Origin of the sequence: Bradyrhizobium japonicum USDA 6 (assembly GCF_000284375.1) — a bacterium.
Classification (GTDB): Bacteria; Pseudomonadota; Alphaproteobacteria; order Rhizobiales; family Xanthobacteraceae; genus Bradyrhizobium; species Bradyrhizobium japonicum.
The window spans coordinates 798,838-814,714 of sequence record NC_017249.1; the positions used below are offsets into that span (position 1 = coordinate 798,838).

Below are 15,877 nucleotides of genomic sequence, written 5' to 3' on the forward strand. Positions count from 1 at the left end.
GATGGTTGCTCGCCTAAAAATACGAAGCGAAACAATCCGGCCGGGCTGATGGCCGGATCGCTTCGTCGCTCGGATTCTTCAACCGGATAAGTGAAGAGGCCGCCTGTCGTCCGAGCGATCGCCCCGCTCAGGACGCGAGTGTCGTGGTCTCGTCCGTCGCCTGTTCGGCGGCGGCGTGCAGCATCCCGTCCGCGACCGAGATGACCTGGTCGATCAGCACATTGGTCGTGGCTTCGAGCTCGAGCCGGGTCTCGATCCAGCGCCAGAGGCCGCGGATCTCGTCCGCCGACTTGCCGTTCGGTGCGAATTCGCTGACCGCGAGGCCGCTCGCGAGCGAGTCCTGGTGGTCGTTGCGCATCACGATCAGCGGGCGCGCGAGCACCTCGGCGAGATCGAGGGCGGCTTCCTCGGCGAGGGTGTTGGCGGCGTTGTCGATGCGCTGGCCGCGGATCGGCGCCTGGTTCAGCACGAAGCTGTAGGGCCGCTTCCAGGCGCGCGCGACGCTCAGCGTGGAGACCGTCGCCTCGATGTCGGCAACGCTCGGGCGAGCCGGAATCAGGCAGAGGTCGGAATGGCGGATCGCGGCGGTGGTCGCGGCGCCGAGGCCGGCCGCGGTATCGACGATCACGAGCTGCAGGCCGCTGTCGGCCAGCATCTTCAGGCGCGGCGCGATGTCGGCCGCGTGATAGATCGGCTCGACGACGAGATCGTCGGCGTGGCGGCGACGCTGCCAGTTGGACAGGGTACCCTGCGGGTCGGTTTCGATCAGGCGGACGGTGAAGCCGGCCTGCTTGGCCGCCAGCGCGAGGCCGATGGCAAGCGTGCTCTTGCCACTGCCACCCTTTTGGGTGGCCAGTACGATCGTGTGCATGGAAAGTTGAATCCTTTGGAATGCTTGGGTCTGTGGGGTAACGCCACGCGAACGTGCATCGCTTCTCGATGCTGAGCTCTACTCGCTCAGGACGTGCCCTGCCCGATCCAAAGGGGACCGCGGATGTCCGAATCAACGGTAACGAAGATGGCAGAATCGGGAATGCCAGCTAATCCGTACCAATACTGGACCCGTAGTCGCGCGTATGATGTGTTGCCGCCGTGAATAAAAGGGGCAGGCGGCATGGGCGGAAACTGGCGCGACCGGACGGCAACGACCTTTGAATGCCAGAAGATGCCGGCGGTCTCGAGCCGCGGCATGGTGGTCAGCAACCATCCGCTGGCCTCCAGCGCCGGCGCCGAGATGCTGGCCGCCGGCGGCAACGCCATCGACGCTGCGATCGCGACCCTGTTCACGCTGACCGTGGTCGAGCCGATGATGGTCGGCATCATCGGCGGCGGCATGGCGCATATACGTCTGGCTGACGGCAGCCACCGTTTCATCGACGGGCAGAGCACCGTGCCTGCGGCGGTGCGTGACACCACCTACACCTCCAGGCCGGGCTCGGCGCATGACGTGTTCGACACCGTCGGCAACGAGAACCTCAACGGCCCGAAGGCGGTCGCCACGCCGGGCTCGCTGAAAGCCTGGTGCGAGACGCTGCGCCGGTTCGGCACCATGAGCCTCGCGGACGTCATGCAGCCCGCGATCAAGCATGCCGCGCGCGGCTATGCGGCGACGCCGTATTTGCACGAATGCATCAGCGAGAGCGCCGCCGAGATGCGCAAGGACAAGCCGATTGCGGCGATCTATTTGCCTGATGGCGAGCCGCTCAAGGTCGGCGAACGCGTGGTGCAGGCCGAATATGCCGAGACGCGCCGCACCATCGCCGACCACGGCGAGAAGGCCCTCTACGAGGGGCCGCTTGGTGATATCCTCGTCGACTACATGGAGAAGGCCGGCGGCTTCATCCGCCGCAACGATCTCACCGGCTACAAGACCGTCGAACGGCAACCGATCCGCGCCGACTATCGCGGCTGGACCATGCTTGGCCCGCCGCCGCCCGCGGCCTCCGGCGTCCACATCGCGCAGATGCTGAACATTCTCGAGGGCTATGACATCGGAGGCCTCGGCTTCGGCACATCAGAGACCATCCACTATCTCGCCGAAGTCCTGAAGATCGCCTTCGCCGATCGCGCCGCGGCCAGCGGCGATCCGGATTATGTCGGCGTCCCCGTGGAGCGGCTGACGTCGAAGGCCTATGCCGAGGAACGCCGTCGCGCCATCGATCCGGCGCGGGCGCAGGCCTGGGGCGCCGGCGTCTCGCAGCTCGAAGGCGCGCACACCACGCACATGACGGCCGCAGATGCGTTCGGCAACGTCGTCGCAACGACGCAGACCATCAACAATCTCTTTGGCGCCAAGATCATGATCCCGGGCCTGGGTGCCATCGCCAACAACTACATGAACCTGTTCGATCCGCGTCCCGGCCACGCGCTGTCACTGGCGCCGGGCAAGCGCGTCACTACCTCGATGTCGCCGATGATGGCGCTGCGTGACGGCAAGCTCTGCTATGCGCTCGGGCTGCCGGGCGGAAAACGCATCTTCCCTAGCGCGATGCAGGCGCTGGTGAATCTGATCGACCACGGCATGAGCCTGCAGGAAGCGGTCGAGGCGCCGCGCATCTGGACCGAAGGCAACGCGCTCGAAGTCGAGCAGAAGGTGCCGGAGGCCGTGCGCGCGAAGCTTGCGGGCCTCGGCCACAAGGTGCAGCCCGTCGCGACGGTGGCGGGCGGCATGAACGGCATTGCCTTCCACGACGACGGCAGCATGACCGGCGCCGCCTGCTGGCGCGCGGACGGCACGCCGGTCGGAATTTCGGGCGGGCTTGCGAAGGCCGGGGTCAGGTTCAGGCTGAGCTAGCGACCACGGCGACGGTGCGCTCACCTCTCCCGCAAGCGGGAGAGGTGGAGTCCGCGGCATCGCGCTTCCCTAACGCATCACAAACGGATTCGCCGGCACGTCCGTCGCGGTCGAGATCCAGACGCTCTTGGTCTCCTGATACTCGCGCACCGCGTCGATGCCGCTCTCGCGGCCGACGCCGGAATGCTTCATGCCGCCGAACGGCATCATGTAGCTGATGGCGCGATAGGTGTTCACCCATACGGTCCCGGCGCGCAATTGCTTCGGCACGCGGATGGCGCGCGCGAGGTCGCGGGTCCAGATGCCTGCGGCAAGGCCGTAGATCGTGTCGTTGGCGATGCGGATGGCGTCCTCCTCGGTATCGAAGGCGATGATCGAGAGCACCGGGCCGAACACCTCCTCGCGCGCGATCCGCATGGTGTTGTCGACATCGGTGAAGATGGTCGGCTCGACGAACTGGCCGCCGATAATGCCTTCGCCGGAGGCCGGCTTGCCGCCAAGCAGGCAGCGCGCGCCTTCCGCTTTGGCGATGTCGATATAGTCGAGGATCTTCTTGTACTGCGCGGGCGTCGTGACGGGGCCGATGTTCGTGTCGGCCTGCATGGGATTGCCGATCTTGGCCGAGCGCGCGAGTTCGAGCAGGCGATCCACGAACTTGTCCTTGATCGAGCGCTGCACGAGCAGACGCGATCCGGCGATGCAGGTCTGGCCCGTCGCCGCGAAGATGCCGGAGACGGCGCCGGCGGCTGCCGCGGCAAGATCGGCATCCTCGAACACGATGTTCGGCGACTTGCCGCCGAGCTCCAGCGATACGCGCTTCAGGCTCCGCGCCGCGGTTTCGTAAACGCGTGCGCCCGTCGTGTCCGAACCCGTGAAGGTGATCTTGGCGACGCCGGGATGCGAAATCAGCTCGCTGCCGATCTCGGGGCCGAAGCCCGTCACGACGTTGAAGATGCCGTCAGGAATTCCTGCTTCCTTGGTCAGCGCAGCGAATTCCAGCGTGCTGGCCGAGGTGAATTCCGACGGCTTGACCACGACGGCGCAGCCGGCGGCGAGCGCTGCGGCGCATTTCCAGGCGACAAACAGCAGCGGCGAATTCCAGGCGGTCAGTGCGGCGACGACGCCAACAGGCTCATGCGTCGTGTAGGCAAAGGTGTCGGCCTTGTCGATCGGCACCAGGCCGCCTTCCAGCTTGTCGACGAGCCCGCCATAGTACCACCACCATTCCGCATGGTAGCGGAGCTGGCCGAGCATCTCCGCCATCAGTTTGCCATTGTCGCGCACCTCGATCTCGGCGAGACGCTCGGCATTTGCCGCGACGAGGTCGCCGAGCTTGTGCATCACCTTGCCGCGGGCCGAAGCCGTCATCTTCGCCCACGGGCCGCGCCACATGGCCTCGCTGGCGGCCTTCACGGCTTTGTCGGCATCCGCGGCCGATCCGCGCGGAATCCTTGCCCAAGGCTTGCCCTGATAGGGGTCGACCGAATCGAACCACTCGCCATTGGCGGGATCGACATAGGCGCCGTTGATGTAGAGCTGATAGGTCTTCACGAAGTCCTCCCGTCCGAGCGCATTATGATTGCGGCTGGAGGGGAAGCTATCACGGCTTTCATGACTTCGTTGCGGCGAAGCCACCCACAAAAGTTGCGTCAGCTCTGCTTACCGCGCCAGTCCATTCTCGGATTGTCGCGTGCCGCGGACGCAGCGCAGCACCAAAAGCGCGTTCACGCGCGTCTTCGACGCGCTATGGTGATGCGCTGCTGAGCCGGGGCCGAGAGAACTGATGCGTTGAATTTGACGTGGCGTAGGTCCCGGCATTTCGCAGCAACGCTGGCGCATTGCAGCGCGTCCGGGACACGAGAGCGGTGTTCGGCGCTCGCCTATTTCCGCACGCAGATCACGCGGACGACGGCCGCCTTCGCATCCGTCGACGTGCCAGTCGCCGTGACGGCGTTCGCCTTCAGGAAATCGCGCACCGTTTCTGCAGACACCATCACCGCTTGCGACGCCGGCACTGATGTCGGGGGCCCGGCGACCATCGCCGGCTTCAACAGTGCGACGCCGGCGAACTTGCCGTCGCCGTCGATGGCCGGGCTGCCGGAGAAGCCGACCGCCGGCGGAGGGGACAGCGCGGAATCGCTTGCTGTGACCGGCGCCAGCGCGCCCTTGAGGCTCGATACGCCCGCAGCTCCGCCCTGGCTCTGCGGATCGGCAATACCGATGACATCGACGCCCGTCTTCGCCGCGCCGCCCGTGAGGCTGAGCGGCTTCAGGCCGCGCGCGCCGTAGATGTGCAGGAGCGCGAGATCGTGCTCCTTGTCCTCGGCGAGACGGTCGGCGCTGCCATAGCCGGCAATGGTGATCGCGAGACAGCTATCGGTAATGAGGCGGTCCGTGACAATCGCACCGTCGTCGCTGACGACGATGCCGGTACCATACTCGACGGTCTTGCGCGGCGGCGGCCCGGCCTGCGGTCCCGTCGGAAATGCATTGAACGCGCTCGACATCGCGATCACGACCGGCTCGACGGTGTTCTCGGTCGCCTGGTCGTAGAGGATCGTCATGGTGCGGACTTCGTCGCCCTTGAAGGTGCCTCGCACGTAGAATTTCTTGAGGCCCTGCAACCCCGACAACACGAAGAAATCGGGCTTCACCACGGTGTAGTCGACCTTGCGCCCCGACGGTTCCTTCTCCAGCTCGGCGAGTTTCGCCGTGGTCGGGTTGGCTTCCTTGCGGCGGCTCAGCAGCACCTGCACCGTGCCGGTCGGCGAAGTCCATTTCGAGCCGTTGGCATCGGTCGCCTGCTGCGGCACCAATTTGCCGGGGATGCCGAGCCGGGCGCCGCTGGTCGGCTCCATCACGATCTTCCAGCCGACGCTTTCCTGCTTGCGCCGCGCGGTCTCGGCGAGCGCAGCGCGCTCCTGCGGATTGAGCACGCCGGTCGGCTTGCCACCCTTGGCCTTCTGATATTCCTTGATCGCCTCGACCATGCGCGCGCTGACGTCGCCGGTGATGGCACCGTTATATTGGCCGACCCAGGCGAGGTCGGACTGGAGCGACAGCCGTTCCGCCTGCGCCATCGCATCAGCCGTCGCCGACGGCCTCTGCAGTGCGGGAGGCCGGATCGGCATGGTCTGGACCGGCTTCGGCTTGGTGCCGGGGACCTCCGGCGCCGTCATCTGGGCGCTCGCACCTGTGGCAGCCGCAAACATCAGTGTTGCCGCAAGCATCGATCTCATGACAAATCCAGCCAGCCCATTGAACGTGCCGCCATTGAAGCACATCTCGTTGGTCGCGAACAATGTTGGGGCGGTTCAGGAGTAAGAGAAGGTGCTGAGCCCGGACGAACTCGAACGCTATGCCCGGCATATCGTGCTGCGCGATGTCGGCGGGCCGGGCCAGGCCGCGCTGAAGCGGGCCTCCGTGCTGGTGGTCGGCGCCGGCGGGCTCGGCGCGCCCGCGCTGATGTATCTGGCGGCCGCCGGCATTGGTACGCTCGGCGTGGTCGATGACGACGTGGTCTCGCTGTCAAACCTCCAGCGCCAGGTGATCCATACGACGCCCGATATCGGCCGGCACAAGGTCGAAAGCGCGGCCGAGCGGATCTCCGCGCTCAATCCGCATGTCCGCTTCGTCGGCCATGCCACCTGGCTCAATGCCGACAATGCGCTGAGCATGATCGGAGACTATGATCTCGTGCTCGACGGCTCTGACAATTTCTCGACGCGTTATCTGGTCTCGGATGCCTGCTTCTTCGCGAAGCGGCCGCTTATCACGGCGGCGCTCGGCACCTTCGACGGCTCGCTCACCACCATCCGCGCGCATGAGAAGAACGAGCAGGGCGTGTTCAATCCGACCTATCGCTGCCTGTTTCCGGAGGCGCCGCCGCCCGGCACCGTGCCGGCCTGCGCGGAGGCCGGTGTCATGGGCGCGCTTGCGGGCGTGATGGGCTCGATGATGGCGCTGGAGGCGATCCGCGAGATCGTCGGCTTCGGCGACGGCCTCGTCGGCCGCCTCCTGATGATCGACGCGCGCGCGATGCGCTTCGAGACGCTGCGCTACGCGCGCGATCCGGCCAATCCGCTCAACGGCGATGGGCCCGTGATCACCGATCTCAGCGCCCATCGCACCTGATCGCTGCCGTTACCGCGTCGCCGGCTTCTCGCTGTCGAGATGCGCCATCTGCTCGGCCGCGTAGCGCGTGCCGGAAGCGACGTCGGGCGGAAATGCCTTTGCAAGCGCCGCAAGATGCGCCGGCGTCAGCGTTAGTTTCGCCGCGCCGAGCGCTTCGGTGAGACGGTTGCGCGTGCGTGCGCCGACCAGCGGCACGATCTCCTTGCCTTGAGCCGCCACCCAGGCGATCGCGACCTGCGCCGGCGTCGCGCCGATCTCCGTGGCGATGGCGCGGAGCTGCTCCGCCAGCGCGAGATTGGCATCGAGATTTGCACCCTGGAAGCGCGGCGTCATCAGCCGGTAATCCCGGCCGGTCTTGCCGGAGTCCTTCGACCAATGGCCGCTGATCAGGCCGCGCGCCAGCACGCCATAGGCGGTGATGGAAATACCGAGCTCGCGGCAGGTCTTGAGGATGTCGCGTTCGATGCCGCGCTCGATCAGCGAATACTCGATCTGGAGATCGGCGATCGGATGCACGGCGTGCGCGCGGCGAATGGTGTCTGAGCCGACCTCGGACAGGCCGATATGCCTGATGTAGCCGGCCGTCACGAGATCAGCGAGACCGCCGATCGTCTCTTCGATGGGGACGTTGGGGTCGAGACGTGCCGGGCGGTAGACGTCGATATGGTCGGTGCCGAGACGTTGCAGCGAATAGGCCAGGAAGTTTTTCGTCGCGGCTGGCCTTGTGTCCATGCCGGCGAACTCGCCGGCGGGCCCGCGCAGTGCGCCGAACTTCACGCTGATCTGCACTTTTTCGCGCGGCACATCCTTCAGGGCCTCGCGCACCAGCATTTCATTGTGACCCATGGCGTAGAAATCGCCGGTGTCCAGCAGCGTGATGCCGGCATCGAGCGCTGCATGGACCGTGGCGATGCTTTCGCCGCGGTCGGCAGGGCCATAGACCTCCGACATGCCCATGCAGCCGAGACCAAGGGCGGAGACGGTCGGACCGGTTGAACCGAGTTTGCGCTGTTCCATGATGGCTCTCCTCAAGAGGCGGCAGGCTGATTGCGCCGCGTGACGAGGCCAGATATGCGCCTGACCGATTAGGCCGATAAGCTGGACAATCTAGAATAGCTTGTTCATCATAGCGAACAATGGCCGAGTCCGATCTGCGTGATCTCGACGTCTTCGTGGCGGTTGCCCGCACCCGCAATTTCCGGCGTGCGGCGATCGAAATTCGCGTGTCGGTGTCGAGCCTTAGCCAACGGCTGCGGGATCTGGAGGAGCGCCTTGGCGTCCGCCTGATGAACCGCACCACCCGCAGCGTCGCGCTGACCGAGGCGGGCGAGCTTTTGTTGTCCCGCATTGCTCCGGCGCTGCGCGATGTCGGCGATGCCCTGGACCAGGTCCGCGGCCTGCGCGAAGTGGCTTCGGGACGCCTGCGCATCAACGCCCCGCCGCCCGCGGTGGACCTCGTGCTGGCGCCGATGGTCGGGCCGTTCCTTGCGACCTACCCGCAGGTCGACCTCGACATCGTTTCCGAAAGCGGCTTCGTCGACATCGTCAGCGCCGGCTACGATGCCGGCGTGCGTTATGGCGAGCATCTCGCGCAGGACATGGTGGCGATCCCGCTGAGCGGTCCGCAGAGCTATGTCGTCGTCGCATCGCCTGCGTACATCGCGCGCCGCGGCAAGCCGAAGCATCCGAAGGATCTGCTCGACCATGACTGCATCCGCGCCCGCTACTCGAGCGGCGTCATGCATGATCTGGAGTTCGAGAAGGCTGGCCAGATCGTAAAGGTCGATCCGCCCGCAAAGCTGATCTCGACCAACATGGGCCTTGCCATGCGCGCTGCACTCGACGGCGCCGGCATCTGGGCGACGCTCGATGGCTACGTTCATGACGCCGTGACGTCCGGCGCGCTGGTCAGCTTGATGGAAGATTGGTGCGAGCCGTTTCCGGGCCCGTTCCTGTACTATCCGAGCCGACGCCAGACGCCGCCCGCGCTACGCGCTTTCATAGATTTCGTCGCGGATTGGCGCAAACGCGAGACGCGCGGCAAATAAACCTCAGAGCATGCTCGGCAGCACGCGGTCCGGCGGCTTGTGCGCGTCGAGGAAGGTGCGGATGTTGATGATCACCTTCTCGCCCATCTCGACGCGGCCCTCGATCGTGGCCGAGCCCATATGCGGCAGCAGCGCCACCTTGCCGGCCTTGGCGAGCCGCACCAGCTTTGGATTGACCGCGGGCTCGTGCTCGTAGACGTCGAGGCCGGCGCCACCGATCTCGCCGCCTTCGATCAGCTTGATCAGCGTGTCCTCGTCGGTCACCTCGCCGCGCGCGGTGTTGACGATGTAGGCATCCTTGCGGATCAGCTTCAGCCGTCGCGCCGAGAGCAGGTGATAGGTCGCCGGCGTGTGCGGGCAGTTCACCGAGATGATGTCCATCCGCGCCAGCATCTGGTCGAGGCTTTCCCAATAGGTCGCCCCTAACTCCTCGGCGATCTTCGGCGCGACGGGACGGCGATTGTGGTAGTGGATCTGGAGGCCGAAGGCGCGGGCGCGGCGCGCGACCGCCTGGCCGATGCGGCCCATGCCGATGATGCCGAGACGCTTTCCCCCGATACGGTGGCCGAGCATCCAGGTCGGCGACCAGCCGGGCCACGGTTTTCCTTCGGTCAGGATCGAGGCGCCTTCGATCATCCGGCGCGGCACGGCCAGGATCAGCGCCATGGTCATGTCGGCGGTGTCTTCGGTCAGAACCTTTGGCGTGTTGGTGACGGTGATGCCGCGGGCATGCGCGGCCTCGACATCGATATTGTCGACGCCGTTGCCGAAATTGGCGATCAGGCGGAGCTTGCAGTCGGGCTGGTTAACGATGTCGGCGGTGATGTGGTCGGTGACGGTCGGAACGAGCACGTCGGCGGTGCGCGCGGCCTCGGCGATCTGCTCGGCCGACATCGGTGTGTCCTCGAGATTGATCCGCGCGTCGAACAGCTCGCGCATCCGGGTCTCGATCGAGTCCGGCAGCTTGCGCGTCACCACCACGAGGGGCTTTTTCTTCACCGACATGTCATGCCCTCATGAGGCGCCGCAAGCCGCCTCTGTCACCAAAGGCCGGCCGTTGAGGCCTCATTAACCCGGTTGTTCGACACTGCCTTTGCCGTGTCGTCCCCGGCGCTTCCTTCAAGCTCTCCCGACATTTCCGACCGGAAAATCGGGGCAAACTGGTTGTTCAAGTGTCCGTCCTCTCTAGCAGAAGGCCGGGCCAAGACAAGAACCACGGGTTAAGGCTTCGGGAACACGGGAGACGGGCTTGCGCGGCAGGTTCTGAATTTGGGGTGAGGGCCCCGGCGTGGCGGGCCCTCGACAGGAGACGGGTTGATGGCGTTGGGGCGTTTTTGTTCGGTAATGGCGCTCGTTTGCACCTGGTTGAGCGCCTCGGTCAGCCCCTCCCATTCGGCGAAGGACAGCACCCCCCAGACCGCGAGCGGCCTGCCGGTGCCGCGTTATGTCAGCCTCAAATCGGATCATGTGAACGTCCGCGCCGGTCCGACCAAGGACAATGACGTCGCCTGGGTCTACACCCGCGCCGGCCTGCCGGTCGAAATCACCGCCGAGTTCGAGAACTGGCGCCGGGTGCGCGATTCCGAGGGCGCCGAGGGCTGGGTCTATCATTCGCTGCTGTCGGGCCGCCGCACCGCGGTCGTCACCATGAAACACAAGGACGACCTCGCCCCGATCTACGACCGCGCCGATCTCGACAGCGCGGTTGCGGCCAAACTCCAGGCCGGCGTCGTCACGCAGGTCAAGAAGTGCACTGCAAACTGGTGTCGCGTCACCGGCAACGGGTTTGACGGCTGGATCCAGCAGGAGCGCCTCTGGGGCGTCTATTCGGACGAGCAGGTCAACTGACCCGAAGGGTCATCCCGGGTTGGCGCAAAGCGCCAGACCCGGGATCTCGAGATTCCCCGATGCGCAATTGCGCATCTGAGGTCTGTTCCTTCGGACCATTCCGGAATGACAGCGCAAAAACGACGATGGCCGGGACAAGCCCGGCCATGACGACAAATTCAGCAGCTTTGGATCGATCTCAGCGCTTCTTGCGCAGGCGCACGACCATGTCGATGCGCGCGATCTCGTAACCCTCGGGCACCTCCGGCATCTTGGACAGCGCCAGATGCGGATCCTCGATATCGACCAGCTCGTGGCTGTTCTCGAGGTAATAATGGTGGTGGGTGGTGACGTTGGTGTCGAAATAGGTCTTGGTGCCGTCGACGCTGACCTGGCGCAGCAGGCCGGCATCGGTCAGCTGGTTCAACGTGTTGTAGACGGTCGCGAGCGATACCGGCACCTTGGCCAGCGTCGCCTCCTCATAGAGCATTTCAGCCGTGAGGTGGCGAGCACCCTTGCCGAACAGGAGCCAGCCGAGCGCCATGCGCTGGCGCGTCGGACGAAGCCCCGCGGACTGGAGCATTTCGTTGACGTCATGCCACGGGCACCCGGTCAAGGCCGGCTGGCGGCCGGACAGGAGAGCGGCGGAATGGACGTCGTCGTCGTGATGGGGCGCGGTATTCTCGCTCATTTCCAGATTTCGGGCACGCGTGGACACTGAATCTACATGCAATATATGGACAGAATATGGACAGATAGATGCAGATGCAAGTTTCTCGCAACTAGAGAGGTTCTAATGAGAAGTGGAACCGGGCGAGCGGGTGGTCACTTTACCTTCATGAGATCGCTTTGCCACCCGAAATGCCTGTGTTAGAGAGCCCGCGGTTCCGCTTGGCCGATTATGGCGCAGCCGGGCATTGAGGCCCGGCCCGCAGTCCATCCTGGCTCGTGGCAGTCGCGCCTGACGACGGGAATTGGCGCGGCTTTCCGAACGAAACGGGGCCCATTTTCGCCAGAAACGCCGCTCAATCGGGATTTGAACAGAGGCTTCCGCATGCTGAACAGGCGCAACGGCTACGAATATGAAGATTTGCTGGCATGTGCTCGCGGCGAGATGTTCGGTCCGGGCAATGCCCAGCTGCCGCTCCCACCGATGCTCATGTTCGACCGCATCACGGAAATCAACGACAATGGCGGGGAGTTCGGCAAGGGAATGGTGCGGGCGGAGCTCGACGTGAAGCCCGACCTCTGGTTCTTCGGCTGCCACTTCAAGAACGATTCCGTTATGCCCGGCTGCCTCGGTCTCGATGCGCTGTGGCAGATGGTCGGCTTCTTTCTGGGCTGGAGCGGTGGAGAGGGGCGCGGCCGCGCGCTTGGCCTGAACGAGCTGAAGTTCAGCGGTCAGGTGCTGCCCGAGGCTCGCAAGGTTGTGTACAACATCGACATCAAGCGTGTGATGCGCTCAAAGCTGGTGCTCGGCATCGCCGACGGATGGCTTTCGGTCGATGACCAGATTATTTATCGCGCGAAGGATCTGAAGGTCGGCCTGTTCAAGCAGGGCACGAACCTGGGCTGAGCGCATCACTACGAAGACAACGATTAAGGCGAGGCTGTCATGAGGCGGGTTGTGGTCACCGGGATGGGTATCGTCTCGTCGATCGGAAACAACACCCAGGAAGTGCTTGCGAGCCTCCACGAGGCGAAGTCGGGCATTTCGCGGGCTGAGAAATATGCCGAGCTCGGCTTCCGTTCGCAGGTGCAAGGTGCACCGACGATTGATCCTGCGACGGTCGTCGACCGGCGTGCGATGCGCTTCCTCGGCCAGGGCGCCGGCTGGAATCACATCGCGATGGAGCAGGCGATCCAGGATTCCGGTCTGTCGCCTGACGAAGTGTCCAACATCCGTACCGGCATCATCATGGGTTCCGGCGGCCCCTCCGCCCGCACCATCGTCGAATCCGCCGACATCACCCGCACCAAGGGACCGAAGCGCGTCGGACCGTTTGCCGTGCCGAAGGCGATGTCGTCCACGGCCTCCGCGACGCTTGCGACCTGGTTCAAGATCAAGGGCGTGAACTATTCGATCTCCTCAGCCTGCGCGACCTCGAACCACTGCGTCGGCAACGCCTATGAGACGATCCAGATCGGCAAGCAGGACGTCATCTTCGCCGGCGGCTGCGAGGAGCTGGACTGGTCGCTCTCGGTGCTGTTCGACGCCATGGGCGCGATGTCCTCGAAATACAACGACACGCCCGCCACCGCCTCGCGTCCCTATGACGTCAACCGGGACGGTTTCGTGATCGCCGGCGGCGCCGGCGTGCTGGTGCTGGAAGAGCTCGAACATGCCAAGGCGCGCGGCGCGCGCATTTACGGCGAGATCGTCGGCTACGGCGCGACCTCGGACGGTTACGACATGGTCGCGCCCTCCGGTGAAGGCGCCGAGCGCTGCATGCGCATGGCGATGTCGACGGTGAAGACCAAGGTCGACTACATCAATCCGCACGCGACCTCGACGCCCGCCGGCGATCCGCCGGAGATCGACGCGCTGCGTCGCGTGTTCGGTGCCGGCGAGAAGTGCCCGCCGATCTCGGCGACCAAGGCGCTGACCGGTCACTCGCTGGGCGCAACCGGCGTGCAGGAGGCGATCTACTCGCTGTTGATGATGAACAACGGCTTCATCTGCGAGAGCGCGCACATCCAGGAGCTCGATCCCGTGTTCGCCGACATGCCGATCGTGCGCAAGCGCATCGACAACGTCAAGATCGGCACCGTGCTGTCGAACTCCTTCGGCTTCGGAGGCACCAACGCCACGCTGGTATTCAGCCGGCTGGACGTGTGACGTCATTGCGGACGCACTGGTAGTTTTTCGTCATGGCCGGGCTCGTCCCGGCCATCCACGTCTTTGCTACCAGTTGCGGGGGAACGTGGATGCCCGGGACAAGCCTTGGGCATGACGGAGAGCGGAGAGTAATTGCGAGATGGAAGGACTGATGAAAGGCAAGCGCGGTCTGATCATGGGCATCGCCAATGATCATTCGATCGCCTGGGGCATGGCGAAGGCGCTGCATGCCCACGGTGCCGAGCTTGCCTTCACCTTCCAGGGCGAGGCGCTGGGCAAGCGCGTCAAGCCATTGGCAGAGCAGCTCGGCGTGGAATTGGTGCTGCCTTGCGACGTCGAGGACATCGCCAGCGTTGATGCCACCTTCGCTGCACTCCGCGAGAAATGGGGCAAGCTCGATTTCGTCATCCACGCGATCGGCTTTGCCGACAAGAACGAGCTCAAGGGCCGCTACGCCGACACCAGCCGCGAGAACTTTTCGCGCACCATGGTGATCTCCTGCTTCTCGTTCACGGAGGTCGCAAAACGCGCCGCCGAGCTGATGACGGAGGGCGGCAGCATGATCACGCTGACCTTCGGCGCCTCGGAGCGCGCGATGCCGAACTACAACGTGATGGGTGTGGCCAAGGCGGCGCTGGAGGCCTCCGTGCGCTACCTCGCCTCCGATTTCGGACCGCGCGGTATCCGCGTCAACGCCATCTCCGCAGGCCCCATCCGTACGCTCGCCGGCTCGGGCATCGGCGAGGCGCGTGCGATGTTCGGCTTCATGCAAAAGCATTCGCCGCTCCGCCGCGGCGTCACGCTCGACGAGCTCGGCGGCTCGGCGCTGTATCTGTTGTCGGATCTCTCCGGCGGCGTGACCGGCGAGATCCACTATGTCGATTCCGGCTACAACGTCATCCTGATGCCGAGGCCGGACGATTTGAAGCCGGAATGAGGAGAGCTGGGCCATAGGAGTAGGTCGTCGTGCCCCGGCTTGACCGGGGCATCCAGTACGCCGCAGCTTCTCGGTTCAAGCACAGACGTCTCTGGAATACTGGATCATCCGCCCCAGTGCGCAAGAGCGCACAAGGCGGACGATGACAGGGAGTGAGTTCTCACCCCGCCGCGATCTGCTCCGCCCGCTGGAACGCCGGCCGCGCCATGCAGCGCGCGAGATAGGCATCGAAGGCCGGGCGTGACGGCACCATCTTGAACAGGCGGACCGCGAAGTTCAGGCCGGAGCCGACCGTGACGTCGGCGGCCGAAAATTCCTCGCCGAGAATCCACGGTCCCTTCGCGAGCGCAGCTTCCAGCACGTCGAACACCTGCGTGGCGCTGCCCCAGGCCGCCGTCGAGGTCGGGATCTCGATCTTGGTGAAGATCTGGATGATGGCAGGCTCGATGCAGCCCGGCGAAAAGAACAGCCATTGCAGATAGCGCGCACGACGCGGATCGGTTACCGCGGGCGCGAGCTTCGCTTCGGGATAGCGGTCGGCGATATAGGCGCAGATCGCAGCGGCTTCGCCGAGCGCGGCATCGCCGTCGCTGAGCGCCGGCACCTTGCCCATCGGATTAACCTTCAAATAATCCGGCGCTTTCTGCGCACCGGTCGAGATGTCGGTCAGCACGCGCTCATAGGGCAGGCCGCTCTCTTCCATCAGCCAGAGCGTCGTGAACGAGCGCGAGCGTGGCGACCAATAGAGCTTGATCATGGCGGGGAACCCTCCGTGGGCGTGAAGGCAAATAGCGCGCAATTCATGGCGCGTTTGCCGTGCATTCGCAACGCACTACGCCTAGGCAAGGGGTCAGCTGCGCGAACGACATGTTGGTCAACGCGACCGGTTGACGGTGGTGTTCTCAATCAGCGCGCAGGCTGTCCTAGTGCCGGAGCAAGGGCGGCAATGTCTTGTCGAGACTTGCCGTCAGCATGGCACGCACGCCGTCGCGCAATACCTGATTGTTGACAACATCCGCGGGCTTCTCCGGAAACATCGCCTGATCCAGCTCGCGTGTCAGTCCACCAAGCGGATTGCGCAGCAAGCGGTCGACGTAGGTGTCGTCAGTCATCAAGGCCTGCGCTTCCTGGATCAACGCAAAAGACCCGCCGTCGTAAACACGGATGTACATGATCGCGTAGAGATGCACGGATCTGTCGTAAGGGTACTGCGAGATCCCAATGCCGTATTCGCGATGCGTTCCGCCGTGCCGGTGGACGACGACATAACGTTCGCAACGGAGTCTTGGTGCGAGAAA

Annotated in this window: 15 protein-coding genes; 7 read left to right on the top strand and 8 right to left on the bottom strand. The window is 64.7% G+C overall.

Going from position 1 to position 15,877, the window contains the following annotated elements:
- Positions 1-127: 127 nt before the first annotated feature.
- Entirely contained in the window at positions 128-871 is a 744-nt protein-coding gene (locus BJ6T_RS03725) for a nucleotide-binding protein (RefSeq protein WP_014490943.1), read from the bottom strand.
- Positions 872-1,114: 243 nt separating this feature from the next.
- On the opposite strand from BJ6T_RS03725, the gene ggt reads away from it, so the two are divergent.
- Entirely contained in the window at positions 1,115-2,794 is a 1,680-nt protein-coding gene (ggt, locus tag BJ6T_RS03730) for a gamma-glutamyltransferase (RefSeq protein WP_014490944.1), read from the top strand.
- Between the two features lie 69 nt (positions 2,795-2,863).
- Here the strand turns inward: ggt and BJ6T_RS03735 are convergent, their stop codons facing one another.
- Together BJ6T_RS03735 and BJ6T_RS03740 are read right to left on the bottom strand one after the other, a co-directional pair.
- The gene (locus BJ6T_RS03735; protein WP_014490945.1) at positions 2,864-4,345 is read right to left on the bottom strand and encodes an aldehyde dehydrogenase; all 1,482 of its coding nucleotides are present in this window, start codon (positions 4,343-4,345) and stop codon (positions 2,864-2,866) included.
- A gap of 329 nt (positions 4,346-4,674) precedes the next feature.
- Positions 4,675-6,033 carry a serine protease gene (locus BJ6T_RS03740; protein ID WP_028169720.1) on the bottom strand — a complete coding sequence of 453 codons (1,359 nt, stop codon included), beginning with the start codon at positions 6,031-6,033 and terminating at the stop codon, positions 4,675-4,677.
- 91 nt (positions 6,034-6,124) lie between these two features.
- On the opposite strand from BJ6T_RS03740, the gene BJ6T_RS03745 reads away from it, so the two are divergent.
- On the top strand, positions 6,125-6,928 hold the full coding sequence (locus BJ6T_RS03745) for a HesA/MoeB/ThiF family protein (RefSeq protein WP_014490947.1): 804 nt from the start codon (positions 6,125-6,127) through the stop codon (positions 6,926-6,928).
- Positions 6,929-6,937: 9 nt separating this feature from the next.
- Here BJ6T_RS03745 and BJ6T_RS03750 read toward each other — a convergent pair whose 3' ends face one another.
- On the bottom strand, positions 6,938-7,945 hold the full coding sequence (locus BJ6T_RS03750) for an aldo/keto reductase (RefSeq protein WP_014490948.1): 1,008 nt from the start codon (positions 7,943-7,945) through the stop codon (positions 6,938-6,940).
- Between the two features lie 119 nt (positions 7,946-8,064).
- Here BJ6T_RS03750 and BJ6T_RS03755 point away from each other — a divergent pair, with 119 nt between their 5' ends.
- Positions 8,065-8,976: a LysR family transcriptional regulator gene (locus BJ6T_RS03755; protein WP_014490949.1), complete on the top strand. Its 912-nt coding sequence runs from the start codon at positions 8,065-8,067 to the stop codon at positions 8,974-8,976.
- Between the two features lie 3 nt (positions 8,977-8,979).
- Here the strand turns inward: BJ6T_RS03755 and BJ6T_RS03760 are convergent, their stop codons facing one another.
- Positions 8,980-9,981 carry a 2-hydroxyacid dehydrogenase gene (locus BJ6T_RS03760; RefSeq protein WP_014490950.1) on the bottom strand — a complete coding sequence of 334 codons (1,002 nt, stop codon included), beginning with the start codon at positions 9,979-9,981 and terminating at the stop codon, positions 8,980-8,982.
- 312 nt (positions 9,982-10,293) lie between these two features.
- Between BJ6T_RS03760 and BJ6T_RS03765 the strand changes: the two genes are divergently transcribed.
- On the top strand, positions 10,294-10,824 hold the full coding sequence (locus BJ6T_RS03765; protein ID WP_014490951.1) for an SH3 domain-containing protein: 531 nt from the start codon (positions 10,294-10,296) through the stop codon (positions 10,822-10,824).
- Between the two features lie 178 nt (positions 10,825-11,002).
- On the opposite strand, the gene irrA is transcribed toward BJ6T_RS03765, so the two are convergent.
- Complete coding sequence (gene irrA, locus BJ6T_RS03770; RefSeq protein WP_014490952.1) at positions 11,003-11,494, bottom strand: iron response transcriptional regulator IrrA; 492 nt, start codon at positions 11,492-11,494, stop codon at positions 11,003-11,005.
- Between the two features lie 363 nt (positions 11,495-11,857).
- Here irrA and fabA point away from each other — a divergent pair, with 363 nt between their 5' ends.
- From fabA to fabI, 3 genes are all read left to right on the top strand, one after another.
- Positions 11,858-12,379, top strand: coding sequence for a 3-hydroxyacyl-[acyl-carrier-protein] dehydratase FabA (gene fabA / locus BJ6T_RS03775; protein WP_014490953.1), 522 nt, complete (start codon positions 11,858-11,860; stop codon positions 12,377-12,379).
- Between the two features lie 39 nt (positions 12,380-12,418).
- Positions 12,419-13,642: a beta-ketoacyl-ACP synthase I gene (gene fabB / locus BJ6T_RS03780; protein ID WP_028155417.1), complete on the top strand. Its 1,224-nt coding sequence runs from the start codon at positions 12,419-12,421 to the stop codon at positions 13,640-13,642.
- Positions 13,643-13,781: 139 nt separating this feature from the next.
- Positions 13,782-14,579 (top strand): enoyl-ACP reductase FabI, encoded by a 798-nt coding sequence (fabI, locus tag BJ6T_RS03785; RefSeq protein WP_014490955.1) that lies wholly within the window; start codon positions 13,782-13,784, stop codon positions 14,577-14,579.
- 160 nt (positions 14,580-14,739) lie between these two features.
- On the opposite strand, the gene BJ6T_RS03790 is transcribed toward fabI, so the two are convergent.
- Together BJ6T_RS03790 and BJ6T_RS03795 are read right to left on the bottom strand one after the other, a co-directional pair.
- Positions 14,740-15,336 carry a glutathione S-transferase family protein gene (locus BJ6T_RS03790; protein ID WP_014490956.1) on the bottom strand — a complete coding sequence of 199 codons (597 nt, stop codon included), beginning with the start codon at positions 15,334-15,336 and terminating at the stop codon, positions 14,740-14,742.
- 166 nt (positions 15,337-15,502) lie between these two features.
- Positions 15,503-15,769 (bottom strand): hypothetical protein, encoded by a 267-nt coding sequence (locus BJ6T_RS03795; protein WP_014490957.1) that lies wholly within the window; start codon positions 15,767-15,769, stop codon positions 15,503-15,505.
- Between the last annotated feature and the right edge of the window lie 108 nt (positions 15,770-15,877).